The organism is Bradyrhizobium sp. ORS 86 (assembly GCF_045571475.1).
Taxonomy (GTDB): Bacteria; Pseudomonadota; Alphaproteobacteria; order Rhizobiales; family Xanthobacteraceae; genus Bradyrhizobium.
The window spans coordinates 3,218,887-3,235,706 of record NZ_CP120699.1; the positions used below are offsets into that span (position 1 = coordinate 3,218,887).

Annotated in this window: 24 protein-coding genes and 2 tRNA genes; 17 read left to right on the forward strand and 9 right to left on the reverse strand. The window is 64.2% G+C overall.

Annotation, left to right across the window (positions count from 1 at the left end):
* The first annotated feature begins 121 nt into the window (after positions 1–121).
* The 3 genes from P6U25_RS14575 (at position 122) to P6U25_RS14585 (ending at position 1,957) form a co-directional block, all read left to right on the forward strand.
* A complete protein-coding gene (locus P6U25_RS14575; protein WP_407151851.1) occupies positions 122–556 on the forward strand; it encodes a hypothetical protein in 435 nt (144 codons plus the stop codon).
* A gap of 263 nt (positions 557–819) precedes the next feature.
* Positions 820–1,536, forward strand: coding sequence for an outer membrane protein (locus P6U25_RS14580; protein WP_407151852.1), 717 nt, complete (start codon positions 820–822; stop codon positions 1,534–1,536).
* Between the two features lie 181 nt (positions 1,537–1,717).
* On the forward strand, positions 1,718–1,957 hold the full coding sequence (locus tag P6U25_RS14585) for a DUF6719 family protein (protein ID WP_407151853.1): 240 nt from the start codon (positions 1,718–1,720) through the stop codon (positions 1,955–1,957).
* Positions 1,958–2,013: 56 nt separating this feature from the next.
* Here the strand turns inward: P6U25_RS14585 and P6U25_RS14590 are convergent, their stop codons facing one another.
* A complete protein-coding gene (locus P6U25_RS14590; protein WP_407151854.1) occupies positions 2,014–2,268 on the reverse strand; it encodes a hypothetical protein in 255 nt (84 codons plus the stop codon).
* Positions 2,269–2,891: 623 nt separating this feature from the next.
* Between P6U25_RS14590 and P6U25_RS14595 the strand changes: the two genes are divergently transcribed.
* The 3 genes from P6U25_RS14595 to P6U25_RS14605 all read left to right on the forward strand — a co-directional run bounded on the left by P6U25_RS14595 (position 2,892) and on the right by P6U25_RS14605 (position 5,390).
* Positions 2,892–3,260 (forward strand): hypothetical protein, encoded by a 369-nt coding sequence (locus tag P6U25_RS14595; RefSeq protein WP_407151855.1) that lies wholly within the window; start codon positions 2,892–2,894, stop codon positions 3,258–3,260.
* Positions 3,257–4,105 (forward strand): alpha/beta fold hydrolase, encoded by an 849-nt coding sequence (locus tag P6U25_RS14600; RefSeq protein WP_407151856.1) that lies wholly within the window; start codon positions 3,257–3,259, stop codon positions 4,103–4,105. Before P6U25_RS14595 ends, P6U25_RS14600 begins: the two co-directional genes overlap by 4 nt.
* A gap of 127 nt (positions 4,106–4,232) precedes the next feature.
* On the forward strand, positions 4,233–5,390 hold the full coding sequence (locus P6U25_RS14605; RefSeq protein ID WP_407151857.1) for a DUF2652 domain-containing protein: 1,158 nt from the start codon (positions 4,233–4,235) through the stop codon (positions 5,388–5,390).
* 41 nt (positions 5,391–5,431) lie between these two features.
* On the opposite strand, the gene P6U25_RS14610 is transcribed toward P6U25_RS14605, so the two are convergent.
* The 5 genes from P6U25_RS14610 to P6U25_RS14630 all read right to left on the reverse strand — a co-directional run bounded on the left by P6U25_RS14610 (position 5,432) and on the right by P6U25_RS14630 (position 6,919).
* The gene (locus tag P6U25_RS14610) at positions 5,432–5,935 is read right to left on the reverse strand and encodes a hypothetical protein (RefSeq protein ID WP_407151858.1); all 504 of its coding nucleotides are present in this window, start codon (positions 5,933–5,935) and stop codon (positions 5,432–5,434) included.
* 135 nt (positions 5,936–6,070) lie between these two features.
* Complete coding sequence (locus P6U25_RS14615; protein ID WP_407151859.1) at positions 6,071–6,241, reverse strand: hypothetical protein; 171 nt, start codon at positions 6,239–6,241, stop codon at positions 6,071–6,073.
* Positions 6,242–6,312: 71 nt separating this feature from the next.
* Positions 6,313–6,492 (reverse strand): hypothetical protein, encoded by a 180-nt coding sequence (locus P6U25_RS14620; RefSeq protein WP_407151860.1) that lies wholly within the window; start codon positions 6,490–6,492, stop codon positions 6,313–6,315.
* A gap of 41 nt (positions 6,493–6,533) precedes the next feature.
* Entirely contained in the window at positions 6,534–6,716 is a 183-nt protein-coding gene (locus P6U25_RS14625) for a hypothetical protein (RefSeq protein ID WP_407151861.1), read from the reverse strand.
* A 128-nt stretch (positions 6,717–6,844) separates the two neighbouring features.
* Positions 6,845–6,919, reverse strand: a tRNA-Thr gene (locus P6U25_RS14630).
* Positions 6,920–7,220: 301 nt separating this feature from the next.
* Here P6U25_RS14630 and P6U25_RS14635 point away from each other — a divergent pair.
* The 3 genes from P6U25_RS14635 to P6U25_RS14645 all read left to right on the forward strand — a co-directional run bounded on the left by P6U25_RS14635 (position 7,221) and on the right by P6U25_RS14645 (position 9,125).
* Positions 7,221–7,937, forward strand: a complete 717-nt coding sequence (locus tag P6U25_RS14635; RefSeq protein WP_407151862.1) for a dienelactone hydrolase family protein — start codon at positions 7,221–7,223, stop codon at positions 7,935–7,937.
* Positions 7,938–8,110: 173 nt separating this feature from the next.
* Positions 8,111–8,581, forward strand: a complete 471-nt coding sequence (locus P6U25_RS14640) for a hypothetical protein (RefSeq protein WP_407151863.1) — start codon at positions 8,111–8,113, stop codon at positions 8,579–8,581.
* 46 nt (positions 8,582–8,627) lie between these two features.
* Entirely contained in the window at positions 8,628–9,125 is a 498-nt protein-coding gene (locus P6U25_RS14645) for a hypothetical protein (protein ID WP_407151864.1), read from the forward strand.
* A gap of 57 nt (positions 9,126–9,182) precedes the next feature.
* Here P6U25_RS14645 and rlmB read toward each other — a convergent pair whose 3' ends face one another.
* The gene (rlmB, locus tag P6U25_RS14650) at positions 9,183–10,007 is read right to left on the reverse strand and encodes a 23S rRNA (guanosine(2251)-2'-O)-methyltransferase RlmB (protein WP_407151865.1); all 825 of its coding nucleotides are present in this window, start codon (positions 10,005–10,007) and stop codon (positions 9,183–9,185) included.
* 195 nt (positions 10,008–10,202) lie between these two features.
* Here rlmB and P6U25_RS14655 point away from each other — a divergent pair.
* The 7 genes from P6U25_RS14655 (at position 10,203) to P6U25_RS14685 (ending at position 14,154) form a co-directional block, all read left to right on the forward strand.
* Positions 10,203–10,288, forward strand: a tRNA-Tyr gene (locus P6U25_RS14655).
* A 460-nt stretch (positions 10,289–10,748) separates the two neighbouring features.
* Positions 10,749–11,732: a glucokinase gene (glk, locus tag P6U25_RS14660; RefSeq protein ID WP_407151866.1), complete on the forward strand. Its 984-nt coding sequence runs from the start codon at positions 10,749–10,751 to the stop codon at positions 11,730–11,732.
* A 172-nt stretch (positions 11,733–11,904) separates the two neighbouring features.
* Positions 11,905–12,201, forward strand: coding sequence for a hypothetical protein (locus tag P6U25_RS14665; protein WP_407151867.1), 297 nt, complete (start codon positions 11,905–11,907; stop codon positions 12,199–12,201).
* A 152-nt stretch (positions 12,202–12,353) separates the two neighbouring features.
* On the forward strand, positions 12,354–12,581 hold the full coding sequence (locus tag P6U25_RS14670) for a hypothetical protein (RefSeq protein ID WP_407151868.1): 228 nt from the start codon (positions 12,354–12,356) through the stop codon (positions 12,579–12,581).
* 309 nt (positions 12,582–12,890) lie between these two features.
* Entirely contained in the window at positions 12,891–13,091 is a 201-nt protein-coding gene (locus P6U25_RS14675; RefSeq protein WP_407151869.1) for a hypothetical protein, read from the forward strand.
* Positions 13,092–13,505: 414 nt separating this feature from the next.
* Entirely contained in the window at positions 13,506–13,628 is a 123-nt protein-coding gene (locus tag P6U25_RS14680) for a hypothetical protein (RefSeq protein ID WP_407151870.1), read from the forward strand.
* Positions 13,629–13,938: 310 nt separating this feature from the next.
* Positions 13,939–14,154 carry a hypothetical protein gene (locus tag P6U25_RS14685; protein WP_407151871.1) on the forward strand — a complete coding sequence of 72 codons (216 nt, stop codon included), beginning with the start codon at positions 13,939–13,941 and terminating at the stop codon, positions 14,152–14,154.
* 169 nt (positions 14,155–14,323) lie between these two features.
* Here P6U25_RS14685 and P6U25_RS14690 read toward each other — a convergent pair whose 3' ends face one another.
* Together P6U25_RS14690 and P6U25_RS14695 are read right to left on the reverse strand one after the other, a co-directional pair.
* Complete coding sequence (locus tag P6U25_RS14690) at positions 14,324–14,710, reverse strand: VOC family protein (protein ID WP_407151872.1); 387 nt, start codon at positions 14,708–14,710, stop codon at positions 14,324–14,326.
* Positions 14,707–15,075, reverse strand: a complete 369-nt coding sequence (locus tag P6U25_RS14695) for a MerR family transcriptional regulator (RefSeq protein ID WP_407151873.1) — start codon at positions 15,073–15,075, stop codon at positions 14,707–14,709. Before P6U25_RS14695 ends, P6U25_RS14690 begins: the two co-directional genes overlap by 4 nt.
* 134 nt (positions 15,076–15,209) lie before the next feature.
* On the opposite strand from P6U25_RS14695, the gene P6U25_RS14700 reads away from it, so the two are divergent.
* Positions 15,210–16,736, forward strand: coding sequence for an FAD-dependent oxidoreductase (locus tag P6U25_RS14700; RefSeq protein ID WP_407151874.1), 1,527 nt, complete (start codon positions 15,210–15,212; stop codon positions 16,734–16,736).
* Positions 16,737–16,820: the final 84 nt, after the last annotated feature.

Sequence of the window (16,820 nt, forward strand, 5' to 3'; positions counted from 1 at the left end):
TCGCCATTGCTTCCCCAGTGGCGGCGGGCCGGTGTGCTGTCCTGCCTTCGCGTGGCACGGGATAACCGAGTTGCGAATTCCATTCCGGCGCCGGGCGGTCTAAGAGGTCGTCACGGGGATCATGGAACTGCAGCGGTTGGGGACTTCAGCTAAACTTGCGGCGATCTTGGCGCTGTCGATCGGGCTCGCCGGCTGTGCCGGCGGCGACAGCGGGCCAATCTCGTTCACCGCCGATCGTGGCGCGGCCGACCAGCCGTTTCCGACCAACTACCGGGCCGAGATATTGGCGTTCATGCGGACCTATCTGAACAATCCGGTTGGCGTGCGCGATGGCGCTATTGCCGAGCCGGTGCAACGGACGATAGGTGGCCGCCTCCGTTACGTCGCATGCGTGCGCTACAGCGCAAAGGACTCGGACGGCAATTACGGTCCGGCCCGCGAGCACGCCGTGGTGTTCGTCGATGGTCGGCTCGACCGCATCATCGAGAACGCCGCCGAGCCCTGTTCCGGCATCTCCTACGGGCCGTTTGCCGAACTGGGCAATTTGTCGCGGTAGCGTGGTCGGGCCTGAGCATTGGTTAGCGCAAACCGATCACTTTTCGGGGAGCGCTGAACCTTAGCTTAGGTATCTGCGACTCCCGTCACGCGGAGGCGTGATTACTTAACCGATCAAAAATCTTCTATGATCAGGAACAAACGGCCGTTGTTGCCGCCCTGTCACAGCTTGGGAAGATCACGGCTGCGGCATTGCCCCAAAGCAACCTAATTGAGGTCACGTTGTTTGGGTTGATAGCGCAACGCTAGTAATGGGGACCCCCAATGAAGAAGTTTCTGCTCGGCACCGTCGCCCTGGCCGCGCTGGCGAGCCCGGCGCTTGCGGCTGACATGCCGGCACGCACCTATACCAAGGCACCACCTCCCGTGACCGCGCCTGCGCTCGTCTACAATTGGACCGGTTTCTATATCGGCGGCCATGTCGGCGGCGCGTTTACCGACGGCAACAACCTGATGGGCAGCGATGCGCGCTTCATGGGTGGTGTGCAGGGCGGTTTCGATTACCAGTTCGCACCCAACTGGGTGATGGGTGTCGAGGCGCAGTACAGCTGGCTGCCGAGTTCGTCGAACAATGGCGTGTTGTTTCCGGGAGGTACGCTTGTGACCGGCAATACCGACCAGATCGGTTCGGTAACCGGCCGCCTTGGCTACACCTGGGGTCCGGCGCTGCTCTACGCCAAGGGCGGTTATGCCTGGCGTGACAACAACAATCTCACTGCTTCGGTTGGTGGCGTGCCGGCGGCCTTCACCACCGACGGCAACCACAAGGACGGCTACACCGTCGGCGCAGGCCTCGAATACATGTTCGCCCCGAACTGGTCGGCCAAGGCCGAATACCAATACTACAATTTCGGCAAGACCACCTTCACGGGCGGCCCGGCCGACATCGTCGGCACGAGCTTCCGCAACGACGAGCATACCGTCAAGCTGGGCATCAACTATCGCTTCGGTTGGGGCGGCCCCGTGGGCAGTAACTACTGATCGTCAGCTCGCTTGAATGCGCAAAGGGCCGGCTTCCTCGAGCCGGCCTTTTTGTTTGGCGCAATCGCTCGGGCCCTGCCACGACCGCAGCCATGCAATGCAAAAAATAATCCCTGCATGGCACGGAACTTTCATTGTCGTGCGCTATTGTGGGGCTGCTTGGGTTGGTGGACAAACGAACATGCGTAGCGTTGCGTTAGGGCTCATTCTCTCTGCGGTGTCCGTGCCGTGCCTTGCCCAGACTGTCCTGAAATCCGAGCCCCTGATCCTCGCCCCCTATGAGATCGTGCTCGTGCAGGACGCGTCCTGCCCGCCCGGCAAGGTCCTCAAGGTCACGGGCGCAATCCGGGGTCTCCATCGACGGAAGGTCTGCGTTTCGCTCGCCTCCGAGCAGGCTTCGCTCGCGACGGCGACGCCATAGGGCCGCAGGGTCATCCCACTGCACGTCGGGTCCGCGCACGCGCCCCGCGGGTGGCGTTACGAGTGCAGCCGCGGCTCGATGCGCGCTTCAAGATCGGCGTCCGCCTTGTTCTTGTCCGGATCCTCGTTCGGATCGAGCTGGCAGGGGCGGATCTCGTAGTCATTATCCAGCACCGGGCGCGGCGAGCGCTTTTGCTCGTCAGTGACGGCGTCGACCACGAGGCCGGATTTCTGGGCCAGACTCCAGACGTCAGCCTCCGTCGGATAGGCCTTGCTCAGCTTGGCGTCCTGATAGAACAGTGCATACGGCATTTCGTCGCTCCCCCCGAAAAACCGACAACGCCCGCGCTGGTTAAGAGGTTTCCGCAAACCGCACCGGCGTTCCGATCACGGAACCGTGATTTATTGACTCCCAAGCTGTTGAAAATGTGGGTCATTTCGGGCCATTCCGCGGCGCGCCGTGAGTCGTTAATGCGTCGTAAACCCGGTGAAAAAGAATCCCCGGGACTCTCCGGGTAGAATCGCCGGATGCTCCGCTCCATGAGAGCGATCCTGCAGACCCCGAATGAACGCGTGCTGTTCGCGCTGGCGGTAACGCTGCTGGCCGCCTGCGCCGCGAACGTCGCGCTGGTCTGGGCGTGGCTCTAAAGGGGAAGGGTTGAATCGACTCGCGGCGGCTTCGGTCGACCCCGTCGGGGAGAGGTGACCTCCGCCGCTGTTTCAAATCAAGCTAATCCCATCATGCACTAGATTTTGCACGAGGCGTCTCCACGACAACCGGTATCCACGTCGCTTGAAAACGCTCTGGCCCACGCGAAAACGCCGTGGCTGCCCGACGTCCGGACCGATTGACGGTTCGCCCAATCCCTCCATCATCGCCGCGACAACAGGAGCCTTCCGCGCGACCAGCGGAGGCCATTGCGGGTGGAGCGACCATGATCGAGACGCTGAAGGAACGGGTCAATGGCGATGCGGGGCTGGTGCGCCGCGGCCGCTATCTCACGACGACGCTGCTGCTCGAGATCGGCAAGACGGCGTGGTTGATTCCGATCCATGAGGGCCGGGTCGTGTCGGTAACGAAGGGGCCGTTCGTGATGCCATCGTCGTGCTTCGTGCTGCGCACCTCCGAGACCGAGTGGAACAAGTTCTGCGAGCAGCGGCCGCCGCCGGGCTCGAATGACCTGATGGCGCTAATCAAGCGGCGCGTGCTGAAGGCCGAGGGTGACCTCAAGGTGTTCATGGCCAACCTGCGCTACTTCAAGGACGCACTCGGCAAGCTGCGTCGCGAAGGAGCTGCGGCATGAGCGCAAGGTTCGAACCGATCGTCGGCCGCTACATGCATCTCGAATTGTTCGGCCGGCCGCACCGCATCTATGTCGAGGAGGCGGGCGAGGGCACGCCGCTGCTCTGCCTGCACACCGCCGGCAGCGACGGCCGGCAATATCGCGGCCTGATGAACGATCCGCGCGTCACGCGCACTCACCGTGTCATCGCCTTCGACATGCCCTGGCACGGCAAGTCGTCGCCGCCTGAAGGCTGGCACGACGAGGAGTATCAGCTCACCTCGGCGCAATACACCGCGATTATCCTGGCCGTGATCGATGCGCTCGGGCTCGACAAGCCGATCGTGATCGGCTGCTCGATCGGCGGGCGAATCGCGCTGCATCTCGCGCTCGAGCACCCGGAACGCTTCCGCGCCATTATCGGCCTGCAGGCCGGCGCGCATGTCGATCCCTATTACGACCTGAATTTCCTGCACCGGCCGGACGTGCACGGCGGCGAGGTGGCCGCGGCCATCGTCTCCGGTCTGGTCGGGCCCGACGCGCCCGGCAAGGAGAAGTGGGAAACGCTATGGCACTACATGCAGGGCGGCCCCGGCGTGTTCAAGGGCGACCTTTATTTCTACAAGATCGACGGCGACATCCGCGCCCGGGTCGCCGAGATCGACACCAGGCGCTGCCCGCTGTTTCTGTTGTCGGGCGAATACGACTATTCCTGCACGCCGGAGGAGACGCTGGCCGTGGCAAGCAGCATCCCTGGGGCAGAGGTCACCATCATGAAAGGTCTCGGCCATTTCCCGATGAGCGAGGATCCGGGCGAATTCTTAAAGCATCTGCTGCCAGTGCTGGAGAAGATCGGCAGCCGCTAGCGAGCGCGGTGGTCTAGCGAGCGTTTGGCCGGAGCAGGGGTCTCTTTGGCCCTCGACCGCGGGCGGCGCGGTATGACAAACTGCGCAACCGTACAATCGGAGCGAACCGGTTGCGTTGGAGGTCTGCATGCTTCCGAAGGCTGAAGCGGCATATTTCGCGATTGCCGACATCTCCGGCTATACGAACTTCCTCGCGGCGGTCGAGCTCGACCATGCGCAGGACATCATCGCCGACTTCATGGACGCGGTGGTGAAAGGATTGCGCCCCCCGTTTCGTCTCGCGAAGTTCGAGGGTGACGCCGCGTTCGTCTACACCACCGCCGAGACGATCGACGGCTCGCTGCTGCAGGATGCGATCGAGGGCGCCTATTTCAAGTTTCGCCGGCGCCTGCGCACCGTTCGCCAGGCCTCGACGTGCGAGTGTCAGGCCTGCGTCGCGATGGGCGATCTCGATTTCAAATTCGTCGTCCATCATGGCGAGATGGTGAAGCAGAAGATGGGCGGCAGGGAAGAGCTCGCCGGGCGCGACGTCATCCTCGTCCACCGACTGCTCAAGAACACGGTCAGCGAGAAGTTGGGCGGGCGTGCCTACGCGCTCTATAGCGACGCGGCCATACGCGCCATGGGTGCCGACCCGGCGGCACAAGGCCTTATCGCCCATCACGAAGCCATCGACGTCATCGGCGACGTGACGCTGTGGGTGCGCGATCTCGAAGCGGCGTGGCGGCAGGACGACGGGCAGGTTCGCACGGAGGTGACGCGCGCTGACGCCTACGCCACCCTGGAGTTCGAAATTGCCGCGCCCCGGCAGACGGTGTGGGAGTTTCTCACCGTGCCCGGACAATGGCGAAAATGGTGGGACGCCGACGACATCATCGAGGATTCGGGCAAGGGACGCCGCGGTGTCGGGACCAGGAATCACTGCATGCACGGCAAGAACACCAACGTCGAGGAGATGCTCGATTGGCGTCCGGCCGACTACTTTACGGTCAGCATCGCGCTTCCTGTTCCCGGCGCGCCGCGGATCGTGATGACCCGCGCCGTTCTGGACGGTCCAAACGGAACGACGCGCCTGGAGCTGCGGATCGCCAAGCCGAAGCCGAAGGACAAGGTGTTCGTCGAGAGCGCCACGGCCAAATACGCCGAACGGATGACCCAGGCGATCGCCGGCTTGCGTTCAATGGTGGAAGGGAAGCAGCCTGCTCTTGACGCAATGGAAGAGCCGACATCGTTGCGATCGACCGGACGCTTCCTGACCGAGCCGGTGAAATCGGGCGCCCGCTGAAGCCCGAGAGACCCCAGGCCCCATCCGCAAGAAAGGGCTCGTTACTTGCCGGAGCGCGGCAGCTCACTGTTGTCGCGGATCGCGGCACGCACCTTGGCCATGGTGGAGGTGCAGTATTCCTCGCGCTCTCTGATGAAGCGCTGCTGGTTGGCGCGGAAATTCGCCACGCGCGCCCGCACCTCGGATCCGAAGTCACCGCGGATGTCGAGCTGTGCGAAATGCGGCATTTGCACAGGCGTCACAGGGGCAGTCACTTTCGCGGCTTCCGTAGCGGCAACTTCGATGGCGGGCGGAGCGGAGGGTGCGGCAGGCGGCACCTCGAACACGGTCGGGACCGGCAGCGGCACCGGTGCGGCCACCTGTGTCTGGACCACGCGAGGCTGAGTGTCGTGAGCTTCGGTCCCGGCCTCCAGGGCAACGGCCGGTGGAGCAGCCGTCTGCGGAGCAGGGCGCATCATCTCGGCGTCCGGCCGCTTGCCGGTCACCGACTGCACGAAGGCCATCGTCTGCGCGATCAGGAGATCGCGTTCTTTCATCCACTTCATAGCGCACCTTGAACGCGCGGATTGCACCAAAGCAACCTCGCGGAATCAAGCGTTCACCATAATGATGGTTGACAAAGACGTTCGTTTTGCAGGCGAGGTGACAAAAGGGTGACACTGCTTCAGCGCGCGAGGGCCCTATCGCACGCTGGGATTGGTGTTCGGGACGAACGGGGTACCGATGATCCGCACCGGGGGCTGATCGGCGAGCTTGCGGGACTGGCTACTGGCCGGGGCAAGGGACGGGTTCAGCAGCGCGATGAGTCCCGCGACCGCCACGCTCAGCAGCGTGACGACGACCAGCAGCATGTTGCGATTGTCTTCGCGTATTCTCATACGCTGAGAACGACGAGAAACCGCGTCACGTTCCTAAAGGAGCGCTAGTGAGCCGTTGCCTCGACGGCGAGCTGTTCGGCCGCGCGGGCGTCGATCATGTCAGCATAACGGCCATACTCGTCGGCCATTTCGAGCAGCTTCTCGCGCACCGCGGCGTCGGTGACCTGGCGAGCCAGCCGTTTGGCCTGATCGGACTGGAAGCGGTAATGTGCTGAGTCGGACATGTGGCACCTCACACGTATGTAAGGGGCCGCTTCCGAAAGGTTCATTGCAGTGTTTGGTTCTGATCCGCAGGCGGTGCAACGTCCGCTGCCGTGTCCTCGCGGACCTCGACTTCGAACCAACCCATCTCCTTCAGTTCGCGTGCCTTCTTCTCGGCCGCGTCCTCGCTGCTGCGCTTCAAAACGATTCGACTGGTGCCATCACGGGCAAGGATCAAATAGGTCATCGCCTGAGCCCCCCCTTTGTGACCTGCATACACTGTTTTGAACGGCAAGGGCAGAAGCAATCTCGGTGTTGCGTGGTCCTACGGGAATGTCCCCACGAATCCTGCCAGGGCCACGGGGTGCGAGAGCGTGGTGCCGGCTGAGGGGATTGAACCCCCGACCTTCAGTTTACAAAACTGCTGCTCTACCGCTGAGCTAAGCCGGCGAATGGAAGGATTTGCGGGGCTCGAATAGCAGACTTGGCGGGCGAGGGCCAGAACCAGAAGTGGCCGTGCCCCCGGTGGTTCGCGTCCAACGACCAGGCCGCCCTGTGAGGCTGCCTGGTTCGCTGCATGCGTCGGGGCTCTGCGCCACTGGCAAGGATGCCGGAGGAACCAAGTGCCGGGCGTAGACGAGGCCGTTACGCTGGGCATCTTCCGCGCCATGCCGGTCCGGCCTTGTCGCGCGATCAAACCGGTGTGATGTTCCGTGTGCGCCTGACCTGTCCCTCACTTGACGAGACCTGCATGCACACGCGCGACATCGACTACCGCTGCGGCGACGCCCATTTGCGCGGCTATCTCGCCTTGAACGCGACCATCGGAAAGCGGCCCGGCGTGCTCGTGTTTCACGAGGGGCTCGGGCTCGGCGATTTCGCGATGGAGCGGGCGAGGCGGCTCGCCGGGTGCGGCTATGTTGCGCTCGCTGCCGACATGTTCGGCGAGCGGCGACAGGCGGGCAGCCTCGATGAGGCGATGTCGCTGATCGGCGGATTGCGGGCCGAACCGGAGACGCTTCGCGCTCGCGCTCGCGCCGCGCTTGGGGTACTGGCTGGCCTGCCCGAGGTCGATGCGGGAAGATGCGCGGCGATCGGCTTCTGCTTCGGCGGAACGGTCGCGCTCGAACTCGCGCGCGACGGCGCCGATCTGAAGGCCGCGGCCAGCTTCCACGGCGTGCTCTCGACCACGCGGCCGGCGGCCAAGGGCGCCGTGAGGGCGAGCGTGCTGGTGTTGACCGGTGCCGACGATCCATTGGCACCGCGTGATCAGGTCGCGGCCTTCGAGGATGAGATGCGCGCCGCCGAGGTCGCCGACTGGCAGGTAGTCAGTTACGGCAATGCGCTGCACGGTTTCGCCAACCCGGCCGCCGACGGCTCGATCATGCGCGCGGCGCTCTACAATCCGCAGGCCGACCGCCGCTCCTGGGCGGCGATGCGCGGCTTGTTCGACGAGGTGCTGGCCTGATACGCGCCGACGCGGCGTGACATGCGTTAACGATTCCTGATCTGGTTTCTTCATAATTGAGCAGGCGCGGATGCTTACGCGTTAGGCTTACCGGCAGTTCGGCCCGTGGCCTTAACCCTTGCGCGTGCGCGTTGCTTTAGGTTGCGCGTCGAACAACCGGGACTCTGCGTGGCATGCGCGTCGGCCTAGCATTGGCGATATTGGCGGGAATGACGTCAACGGCGTCGGCTGGCGGCGGTTTCGACATCGTCGTGCCCAACCGTCCGGGCGTGCCCATCATCATCAACGGCGTCGACGCCTCCTACGCTGTGGTCGAGAGCGCCATGGGCCTCGCCCGCAACGAGTCGATGGTGCCGACCGTCTATGGCGGCCGCCCGATCGATCCTGTGCCGAATGTCGGCCACTATTATCCGAGCCTGGGTCACATGCCCGGTTACGGCCGCCTCGAGGTCGAGCCGCCGGCGAACCGCCGCCTGCCGCAGCCAGCCGAGAGCTATCACCAGTCATGGTCGGCGCAATCGGCGCCGCTGCCGGCGCAGTCGAATGTCCCCGTCGATCCGCCGCCGGTGATCTATGCGCCGCAGTTCAACGGCCCGCGCTCCGGCCCAATCCCGCGGCCGCCGCGTCTGCGCAGCCCGCAATAGCCTTCAAGAAGCCCATACCAACGAAAAGCAGATACAGGAGAGAGTAATGCGTCAAATGATTACGGGATTGGTTGCAGCCGTGGCTGTCATGGCCGCTGCGCCCGCGATGGCGTGCGGCTTCAGCCCGTGCGGCACGCCGGTCTATGCGGCGCCGGTCGTGACCTATGGCTACGGCTATGGTTACGGCAATGGCTATGGTTACGGCTATGCCGGCTGTAACGCCTGCGGCGGCTATGCTGGCTATGGCGGATATTACGGCGGCTGGGGCGCTGTCGAACGCCTGCCGGACCCGGATGCGGTCTATCCTGGCACCGCCCAGCAGTACTACTACGTGAACCAGGGCCCGACCTTTACTGGTCCCGGCAATTGGGCGCCGCTACCGTATTATCGCGAGGGCTACGGCCGTCCGTATTACGGCCATCGCCACTATGGCTATGGATACCGCACGTACCACCGTCCGTGGTATCGCCGCTCGCACTATGGCTACCGCTACGGCTACGCGCCGCGCTACTACGGCCACCGCGTGCTGCGCCGCTATTACTGATCCGGCGACAGATCGAGGAGATCGACGCCCGTTCGCATGTTGCGAGCGGGCGTTTTGCTACATCAGCCCAAGCCGGCTCGCCCCGATATAGAGCGCGAGCACCGCGGCATTCGACACGTTGAGGCTCTTGATCTCGCCGGGCATGTCGAGCCGGGCGACGACCCGACAGGTCTCGCGCGTCAACTGCCGCAGACCCTTGCCTTCGGCGCCGAGCACCAGCGCCAAGGGCTGCTGCAACGCCACCTTGCCGAGATCGTCCGCGCCCTGGCTGTCGAGCCCGACGGTCTGGAAGCCGCGCTCGTTCAGTTCGTTCAGCGCGCGCGCCAGGTTCTGCACGGTGACCAGCGGCACCAGCTCGAGCGCACCGGAGGCTGATTTCGCCAGCACGCCGGTCGCCTCCGGACTGTGGCGGGCGGTGGTGACGATCGCCTTCACCGCGAACGCCGCGGCCGAGCGCATGATGGCGCCAACATTGTGCGGATCGGTGATCTGGTCGAGCACCAGGACGATGCCCTCCTGCGCCAGCGTGTCGATATCGGGCGAGGGCAGGGGATCGGCCTCCGCGAGCAGGCCCTGATGCACGGCATCGGGGGTGAGCCGCTGGTCGAGCGCGCTGGGACGGACGATTTCCGGCGCGACGCGGGTGTCGATATTCTGCTCCGCGAGCCGCCTGGCGGCGTTCTCGGTCAGGTAAAGCTTGCGGATATGGCGCCCCGGGTTGGCGAGCGCCGCCGATACCGTGTGCCAGCCATAGAGAATCACCGGTCCGTCGGAACCGGCTTCGCGCCCCCGCCAGGCCGGCGGGCGGGCAAATTTCTGCCCCTTCTGGAAGGGTTTACCGCCCTTGCTTCGGAAATTGGGTTTGCGGTCACGATCGCTCATGTGAGGCTTGTGTCACGGCTCCCGAATATTGGCAATTTAACCCGCAAATAGCACGTAGGCTTGGTTGACTTTGACCGGTCGCTTCGCCCATAACGGCGCCCGACCGTGCGCCCGAACCGGGCTAGCGCGGTTATCAGCGTCATTTCGATGACCCGGTCCGCCGCCACTCGCGCGGCCGGTCTGGCGCTGTTGGACGGGGGAGTGTCCCGAGTGGCAAAGGGAGCTGACTGTAAATCAGCCGTCTTATGACTTCGTAGGTTCGAGTCCTACCTCCCCCACCACGCTTCGCCCTGACGGGCTCCGCGTGGCGCAGCCATGCCAAGGCCCGTCAGGGCGCAGCGTGTCCGGCGTAGCTTGAGCGCTAGCGAAAGCGAAGACGGACTGACCGGGCACGACCACACAGGCCAGGAAAATCCATCGTAGCGAAGCGAGCGAAGGCTGCCACGCCGAAGCCCAAGGGGCGAAGGCGGGCTGTTCCGTTGGTATTTGCACCGCCTCCTGCGGCTGAGCGGCCGCGGCCGCCGCATCGCGGACTCCTCACCACAGCGCCAGACGCGGCATCCTGACATCGTCGCGCCGATCGATACAGTCGATGGAACCGTTGGCAGGTCGGCGGTGTTGCGGAAAGGCGGGGGCCGACCGACGCTGCTCCGGTCGTTGTCCGGCGATGGTATCGAGATGGCTCGCGCTGTGAGACCACGCGGGCAGATCATGAGGGACAACGGATCGCGAATGACGGGGATGGATCAAGTCTTGCTCGCCGACATCGGCGGCACCAATGCGCGGTTCGCGCTCCTCGATCAGGGCACGATTGGCCCGACCACGCATATGAAGGTGGCCGACTACGAGACCCCGGCCGATGCCATGGCGGCGTTCCTGGATCAGCAGGGCGCGCGAGCCGCCACCGGTTTCGCCATCATGGATGTCGCAGGGCCGATCGAGAACCAACGCGTCACCCTGACCAACAGCCGCTGGACATTCGACGCCGCCGAGTTGCAACGCCTGTTCGGCTTCCGCGCCGTGCATCTGCTCAACGATTTCGAGGCCATGGCGTGGTCGCTGCCGGCGCTGACCGCGAACGACTTGGTCAAGCTCGGCGGACAGGATGCGGTCGCCGGCGGGCCGATGCTGGTGGTCGGTCCTGGGACCGGCTTCGGCGCCTCCTGCCTGATGCCGCGCGGCGCCTGGCCGCTGGCGATCGTCACCGAAGCCGGTCACGCCACCTTGCCGGCGACGTCGGAACGGGAAGAGCAGGTGATCGCGCGCATGCGCAGCCAGTTCGGCCACGTTTCGATCGAGCGGGCGCTGTCCGGGTCCGGGCTGGAGAACCTCTATCGCGCCATCAATGCCCTCGATGGCGCCGGCGCGCCGCCGCGCGACGCGGCCTCGATCGTGCACGCGGCCGCTTCCGAGCGCTGCGCCACCAGCCGCGCCGCGCTCGACATGTTCTGCTGCTTCCTGGGCAATGTCTGCGGAAACCTGACGCTGACATTTTCCGCCTCCGGCGGCCTCTATCTCGCCGGCGGCATCCTGCCGCGCTTCGTCGACTATCTGGCGCGATCGGACTTTCGCAACCGCTTCGAAGGCAAGGGACGGTTCGCCGCCTATCTCAGACGCGTGCCCGTCAACATCATCGTCACGCCGGATACCGCTTTTGCCGGGCTCAAGACCTTCTTCGACATCAACGTGTCGGCGTCCGGTCGGCCGCTCGCACCGGCGCTGTGACGATCTCGTCTTCGTCGCGTCATCCTGTCGGCTCTCGACGTCCATGGCGCTGTCGCTCGCGAGGACGCGGCGCTCGTTCATCGGGTGACGCGGACCAAATTCACCTTCCGGCTGATTGACTGAATGTTCATGATTTGTTCTTATGGTGGCCTTCCCCGGAGGAGACGCCGCCATGGACAATCGCATCAATGAAATTCGCAGACAGATCAGAGCCTTGAGGATCAGCATGCTGGAGGCCGAGGCGATCATGCGTGAGCAGATCAATCGGGATGAGGATTGCGCCTTCGTGGCCGGGGACATCCTGAAGATGCGGGTCGTCATGAGCCGCCTGGTCGAGGAGCGCACCGTGCTGGGCGACAACGAGCCGATCCTGGTGTGCTTCGGCTCACGCCGGCCTCGCGCGCAGAAGCCAGTTGTCGTGCCCCTCGCGAAACGCCGCCCGGTCTTCGGCGAACAGCTTGCGCGATGACGGGCTCGAACTGCTGAGACTTCGCGCGGAACTGCGCGAACTGGGCTCGACCGTGGATCAGCTCAGGCAGGCCGGGCTCGACAGCGCAGCCGCGCAGTTCCTGCTGTCGCGCAAGCGCGCGCGATTGGACGACATGATCAGCCGGAGGAAACATGAAAGAGCCGCTTCGCTACTTCCACGACAGCGATGAGCATTCGCCGTGGATCAAGGCGCTGGCCGAGGTCCGGCACCGGGCGACGCGGGAAGGCTGGTGCTTCCAGCATGTCCAGGCGATCATCGTGACGATCGATCAATATGCGGAGGCGGCGCTCGGCAACCGCGAATTCTTCCTCAACCGGCCGCAAACCGTCGGTCCGATCCGGAGAGACGATCTGCCGTAGCAGATGCAGCGGGGCGGCTAGCCAGAGGCAAGCGCTCATCTGATTTCAGGCATTCCTGCTGGGCTCGGCCAGTTTCACTTGGCGGGTGAAAAATGCTCGACACGTCGAGAAGCGGAGCGCTGCACCCGAGACGAGTGCGAAGAATAGTAAGCCTTGCTTCCGTAGTTCTCCGGCCGTGAACAGAGTTCCGTCCGTCAAGTGGAACCGGGCACCTGTTGAAAAAGTTAACGTCTGTCGCCGCGCATCATCCCGGCCTTCGGCGAGTGGACGCAATGGCGCGCTCGCCCTTCTAACGGAATGGAGCAGCGCATGCAGAAGCGTCGCCGCGTCAAACAAGTTCACTCCCTCGAGCACCGTCTAACCGAAGAGGCCAAGAGCTTGCGTGAAGAGGCAAAGACACTGCCTCCTGGCCTTGAGCAAGAACGCCTGTTGATGAAGGCGCGGCAGGCCGACACCGCCGCTCACATCAGCGAATGGCTGTCGTCGCCGGGATTGATGCCGCCTCAGTGATGCCAGCCGTCCTACGGGATGGCGCGCCTTTATTTGCTCACGGGCATCGGCGGCCGTCCTGTCAATCCAAATCGATTTCGACCAGCCGTTTCGCTTCTGCAGTAGCCGCTGGAAGCATGATCGGGAAAGTGGAAACGGGCTTTCTCGGGCGACCAAAGCGGAGCGCGTTTGCGCGTGGGTCATGCTCAAGGGTTATTCAGCGTAGTCGCGTTGCTTCCGTCGCGGCACTCCCATCCATTTTGAGGTCCGCTCGCCCTGGGAGGTCGTTTCCGTACCAACGCGTCGGTGCATTTTCGCTTTCGAACGAAGGTCGCCTGAGCTAGCTTGTCTATGTCCCCGGCGCGGCTCCGTCCGTAAGCGCCGGTGGCTGAGAGGCCGGTTGCGCTTCCGCCCGCACAGCATGGGAGAAGTGTCGTGATCGAACAGCCCCATTTCGAATCCTATTCCATCCCAGCTCGCATTTGTCTTGCCATTGCCGTCGCCGGTGGCTCCGTGCTTGTCGCGATGGCGATCGCGGGTGTCTATTTCATTCACTAGACGAGGCTGCGTCAGATAAGGGGGCCGCGTCAGATGATCCGGCTTCTTGCATATCAAGCTTCGCGAGAATTCCGATTTTGGGATAATTCATCGGACTGATTTGCCGGTATTTCTTTCGCTTGAAGCTCAAGTTGCCTGAGCATGCACGCGCTGGCGACAACAGTCGCTGGTAAACGCCGGTACGGTCGCGCATCAGCGCGCTTCGCGCGATGGTGCGACGAGCAATCCGGTGTCCCACGGCACCTGGAACGCTGCGGACGCGGGGAGATCAGGACCTAGGAACGCCGGTCCCGCGGGGACGTTGGTCCGCATGACCGACAGTGAGTTACGTGAACAATCCTTTGAAATCGCCTGGAACGTTCTCGAACGGTCCGGCGACCTTGGCGACCCTCTTGCGGCTGCCCATTTCCTGCTGGGCACGATCGATCGCATGATGCGCGGAGGCGAGAGGCGCCGCTTGCTTCTGTCCAACGCCGCGATCGATGCGTACCGGTTGAGGTATGAGCCGTTTGTTCTGGCGTCATGACAATCTCAACGGCGCGAGCGATGCCGCGTGGGCGGAGACGAGCGCTTGCGCGCTTGACAAGACCCGGTCGCGGTCATCCAACCGCTTTCCTTTGACGACTAAGGCGAGCGGTTGATCGTTCCCAGCGGGGTGCCTCGCGCTCCGCCTTCGCGATCGCGGCTGGCCGCCATCACGTCAGCACATCCGCCGGATGCCTGTTGCGATGCTCAACATATTCGACGCGTGTCTGGTCCGGATGCAACACCAGCATGTTTCGGCCCGTCGGCACCGGCTTGGGCGCTTCCAACACCGTGGCGCCGACGCTGGGGAGATGGGTGGCGAACGCATCGATGTCGTCGACCAGGAACGTCAGGTGCGTGGCCGTGAATCGCTTGAGGCTCTGCTCCGTGCCCGCGATGAACAGGATCGAGGCGACCTGCGCGAGCCTGAGATCATATTCGGGGTAGTCGAAGCGAGGACGGGCCTCTTGACCGATCATGGCCTCGTAGAAGGCGACCGTGTCGTCCAGTGCCTCCAGCGGCAGGTAACGGCGCGCCAGGATATTGAGTATCTTCATTGCCGTGTCCTCGTCTGTTGCTGCGGCTTCGCTCCGGCCAGCCGAGCCGACAGGGCACGCCGCCGCTTGCGGAGCGTCGTGATCGCCCGGTCGATCTGGTCGAGCTTGTCCTGCATCACTGCGGCGCAATTCACGCCCGGGGTGCGCCGGCCGTCTTCAAGCGCGGTCAGGAGATTGCGCAGTTCGCGGGTCGAGAAGCCGGAGGCGATCAGGTCTCGCACCCATGTGGCCCGCTCGACCTCGGATGCGGAGTAGCTTCGGTAGCCGTTCGAGGTCCGGCGCGGCACGATGAGGCCCGCCGCTTCATAGTGCCGAAGCGTGCGCGCACTGACGCCGAGGCGACGCGCCGCATCCTGAATTCTCATTGCAATCTCCTATCGACGGCAGGCCTAGCACCTTGTCATTAATGGCAATGTCAAGCGTTATGCCAGCGCCGTCTCGATGGAACCAATTGCTCCCGCGCGCTTTGATTTCGCTTCTCGTCATGGAGGACGCTCCGATGGCCGAACAGAGCAAAGCACCCGCTGGCCCGGACCTCGCACGAGGCGTCACGCTGGGTGACTTCGAAAACGACATGCTGGTCGGCCATGTCGGCGATGACGAGATTCTGCTGGTGCGAAGGGATGGGCAGATCTTCGCGATCGATGCACATTGCAGTCACTATAACGGTCCGCTTGCGGACGGGCTCGTGGTCGGCGACAGCGTCCGCTGCCCTTGGCACCATGCCTGCTTCGACTTGCGCAGCGGCGAGGCGATCCGGGCGCCCGCGCTGTCGCCGCTGTCGGTCTGGAAGGTCGAGCGGGACGGCGACCGCGTCGTCGTCCGTACGAAGCAAGAGCCGCGTCAGGCTTCGCGAAAGCTTCCGGCCGACGCGCCGAAGCGGATTGTGATTGTTGGCGGCGGCGCTGCCGGCTTCGCCGCGGCGGAGATGCTGAGGCGCGAAGGGTTTGACGGCGCGATCACGATGCTGAGCAGCGACACGGCATCGCCGGTCGACCGGCCGAACTTGTCGAAGGACTATCTCGCGGGCAGCGCGCCGGAGGACTGGGTGCCGTTGCGACCGGACGATTTCTACCCGAAGGCCAGGATCGAGCTTCAGCTCAAGACCGAGGTAACCGCGATTGACAGCAAGGCGAGCCGGGTCTTGCTCGGCGACGGCAAGGCCGTTCCCTACGATCGATTGCTCCTCGCGACCGGTGCCGAGCCGGTTCGGTTGCCGATCCCGGGCGCCGATCAGCCGCACGTCTACACGCTGCGCACGCTCGCCGACAGCCGCGCCATCATCGCGGCAGCAAAGACAGCGCGGCGCGTGATCGTGATCGGCGCAAGCTTTATCGGGCTGGAGGCCGCCGCCGCGTTGCGCACGCGCGGCCTCGAAGTTCATGTCGTGGCGCCCGAGGCCCGTCCGATGGAGCGGATTCTTGGGCCCGATATGGGCGACTTCGTGCGCGCGATCCACGAGGAGCATGGCGTGATCTTCCATCTCGGCGACACCGTCACTGCGATCGATGGGCATCGCGCCAGCCTGAAAAGCGGCGGGACGCTGGAAGCCGAGCTGGTCGTGGTCGGTGTCGGCGTGCGGCCGCGGCTGACGCTGGCCGAGCAGGCAGGGCTCGCGCTCGATCGCGGCGTCGCCGTGAACGCGCATCTTGAGACCAGCGTGCCCGGCATCTACGCCGCCGGCGATATCGCGCGCTGGCCTGATCGGCATTCAGGCGAAAGCATCCGCGTCGAGCACTGGGTGGTCGCCGAGCGACAGGGGCAGACCGCCGCGCGCAACATGCTCGGCCGGAAGGATGTCTTCGATGCCGTGCCGTTCTTCTGGAGCCAGCATTACGACGTGCCGATCAACTATGTCGGGCACGCGGAAGCGTGGGATGAGATCGCCGTCGACGGCGATATCAAGGGCAGGGATTGCCTGTTGCGCTACAAGAAAAAGGGACGCGTGCTGGCCGTGGCCTCGATCTATCGCGACCTGGATAACCTGCGGGCCGAGCTCGCAATGGAGCAAGGCCAGACGGTCTGAGCGCCGCATTATTCCATCGTCGCGAACACAAGCGGGTTGGTGTCGTGAACGACGCGAAATCTCGCATGATAGCGGACCTCATCG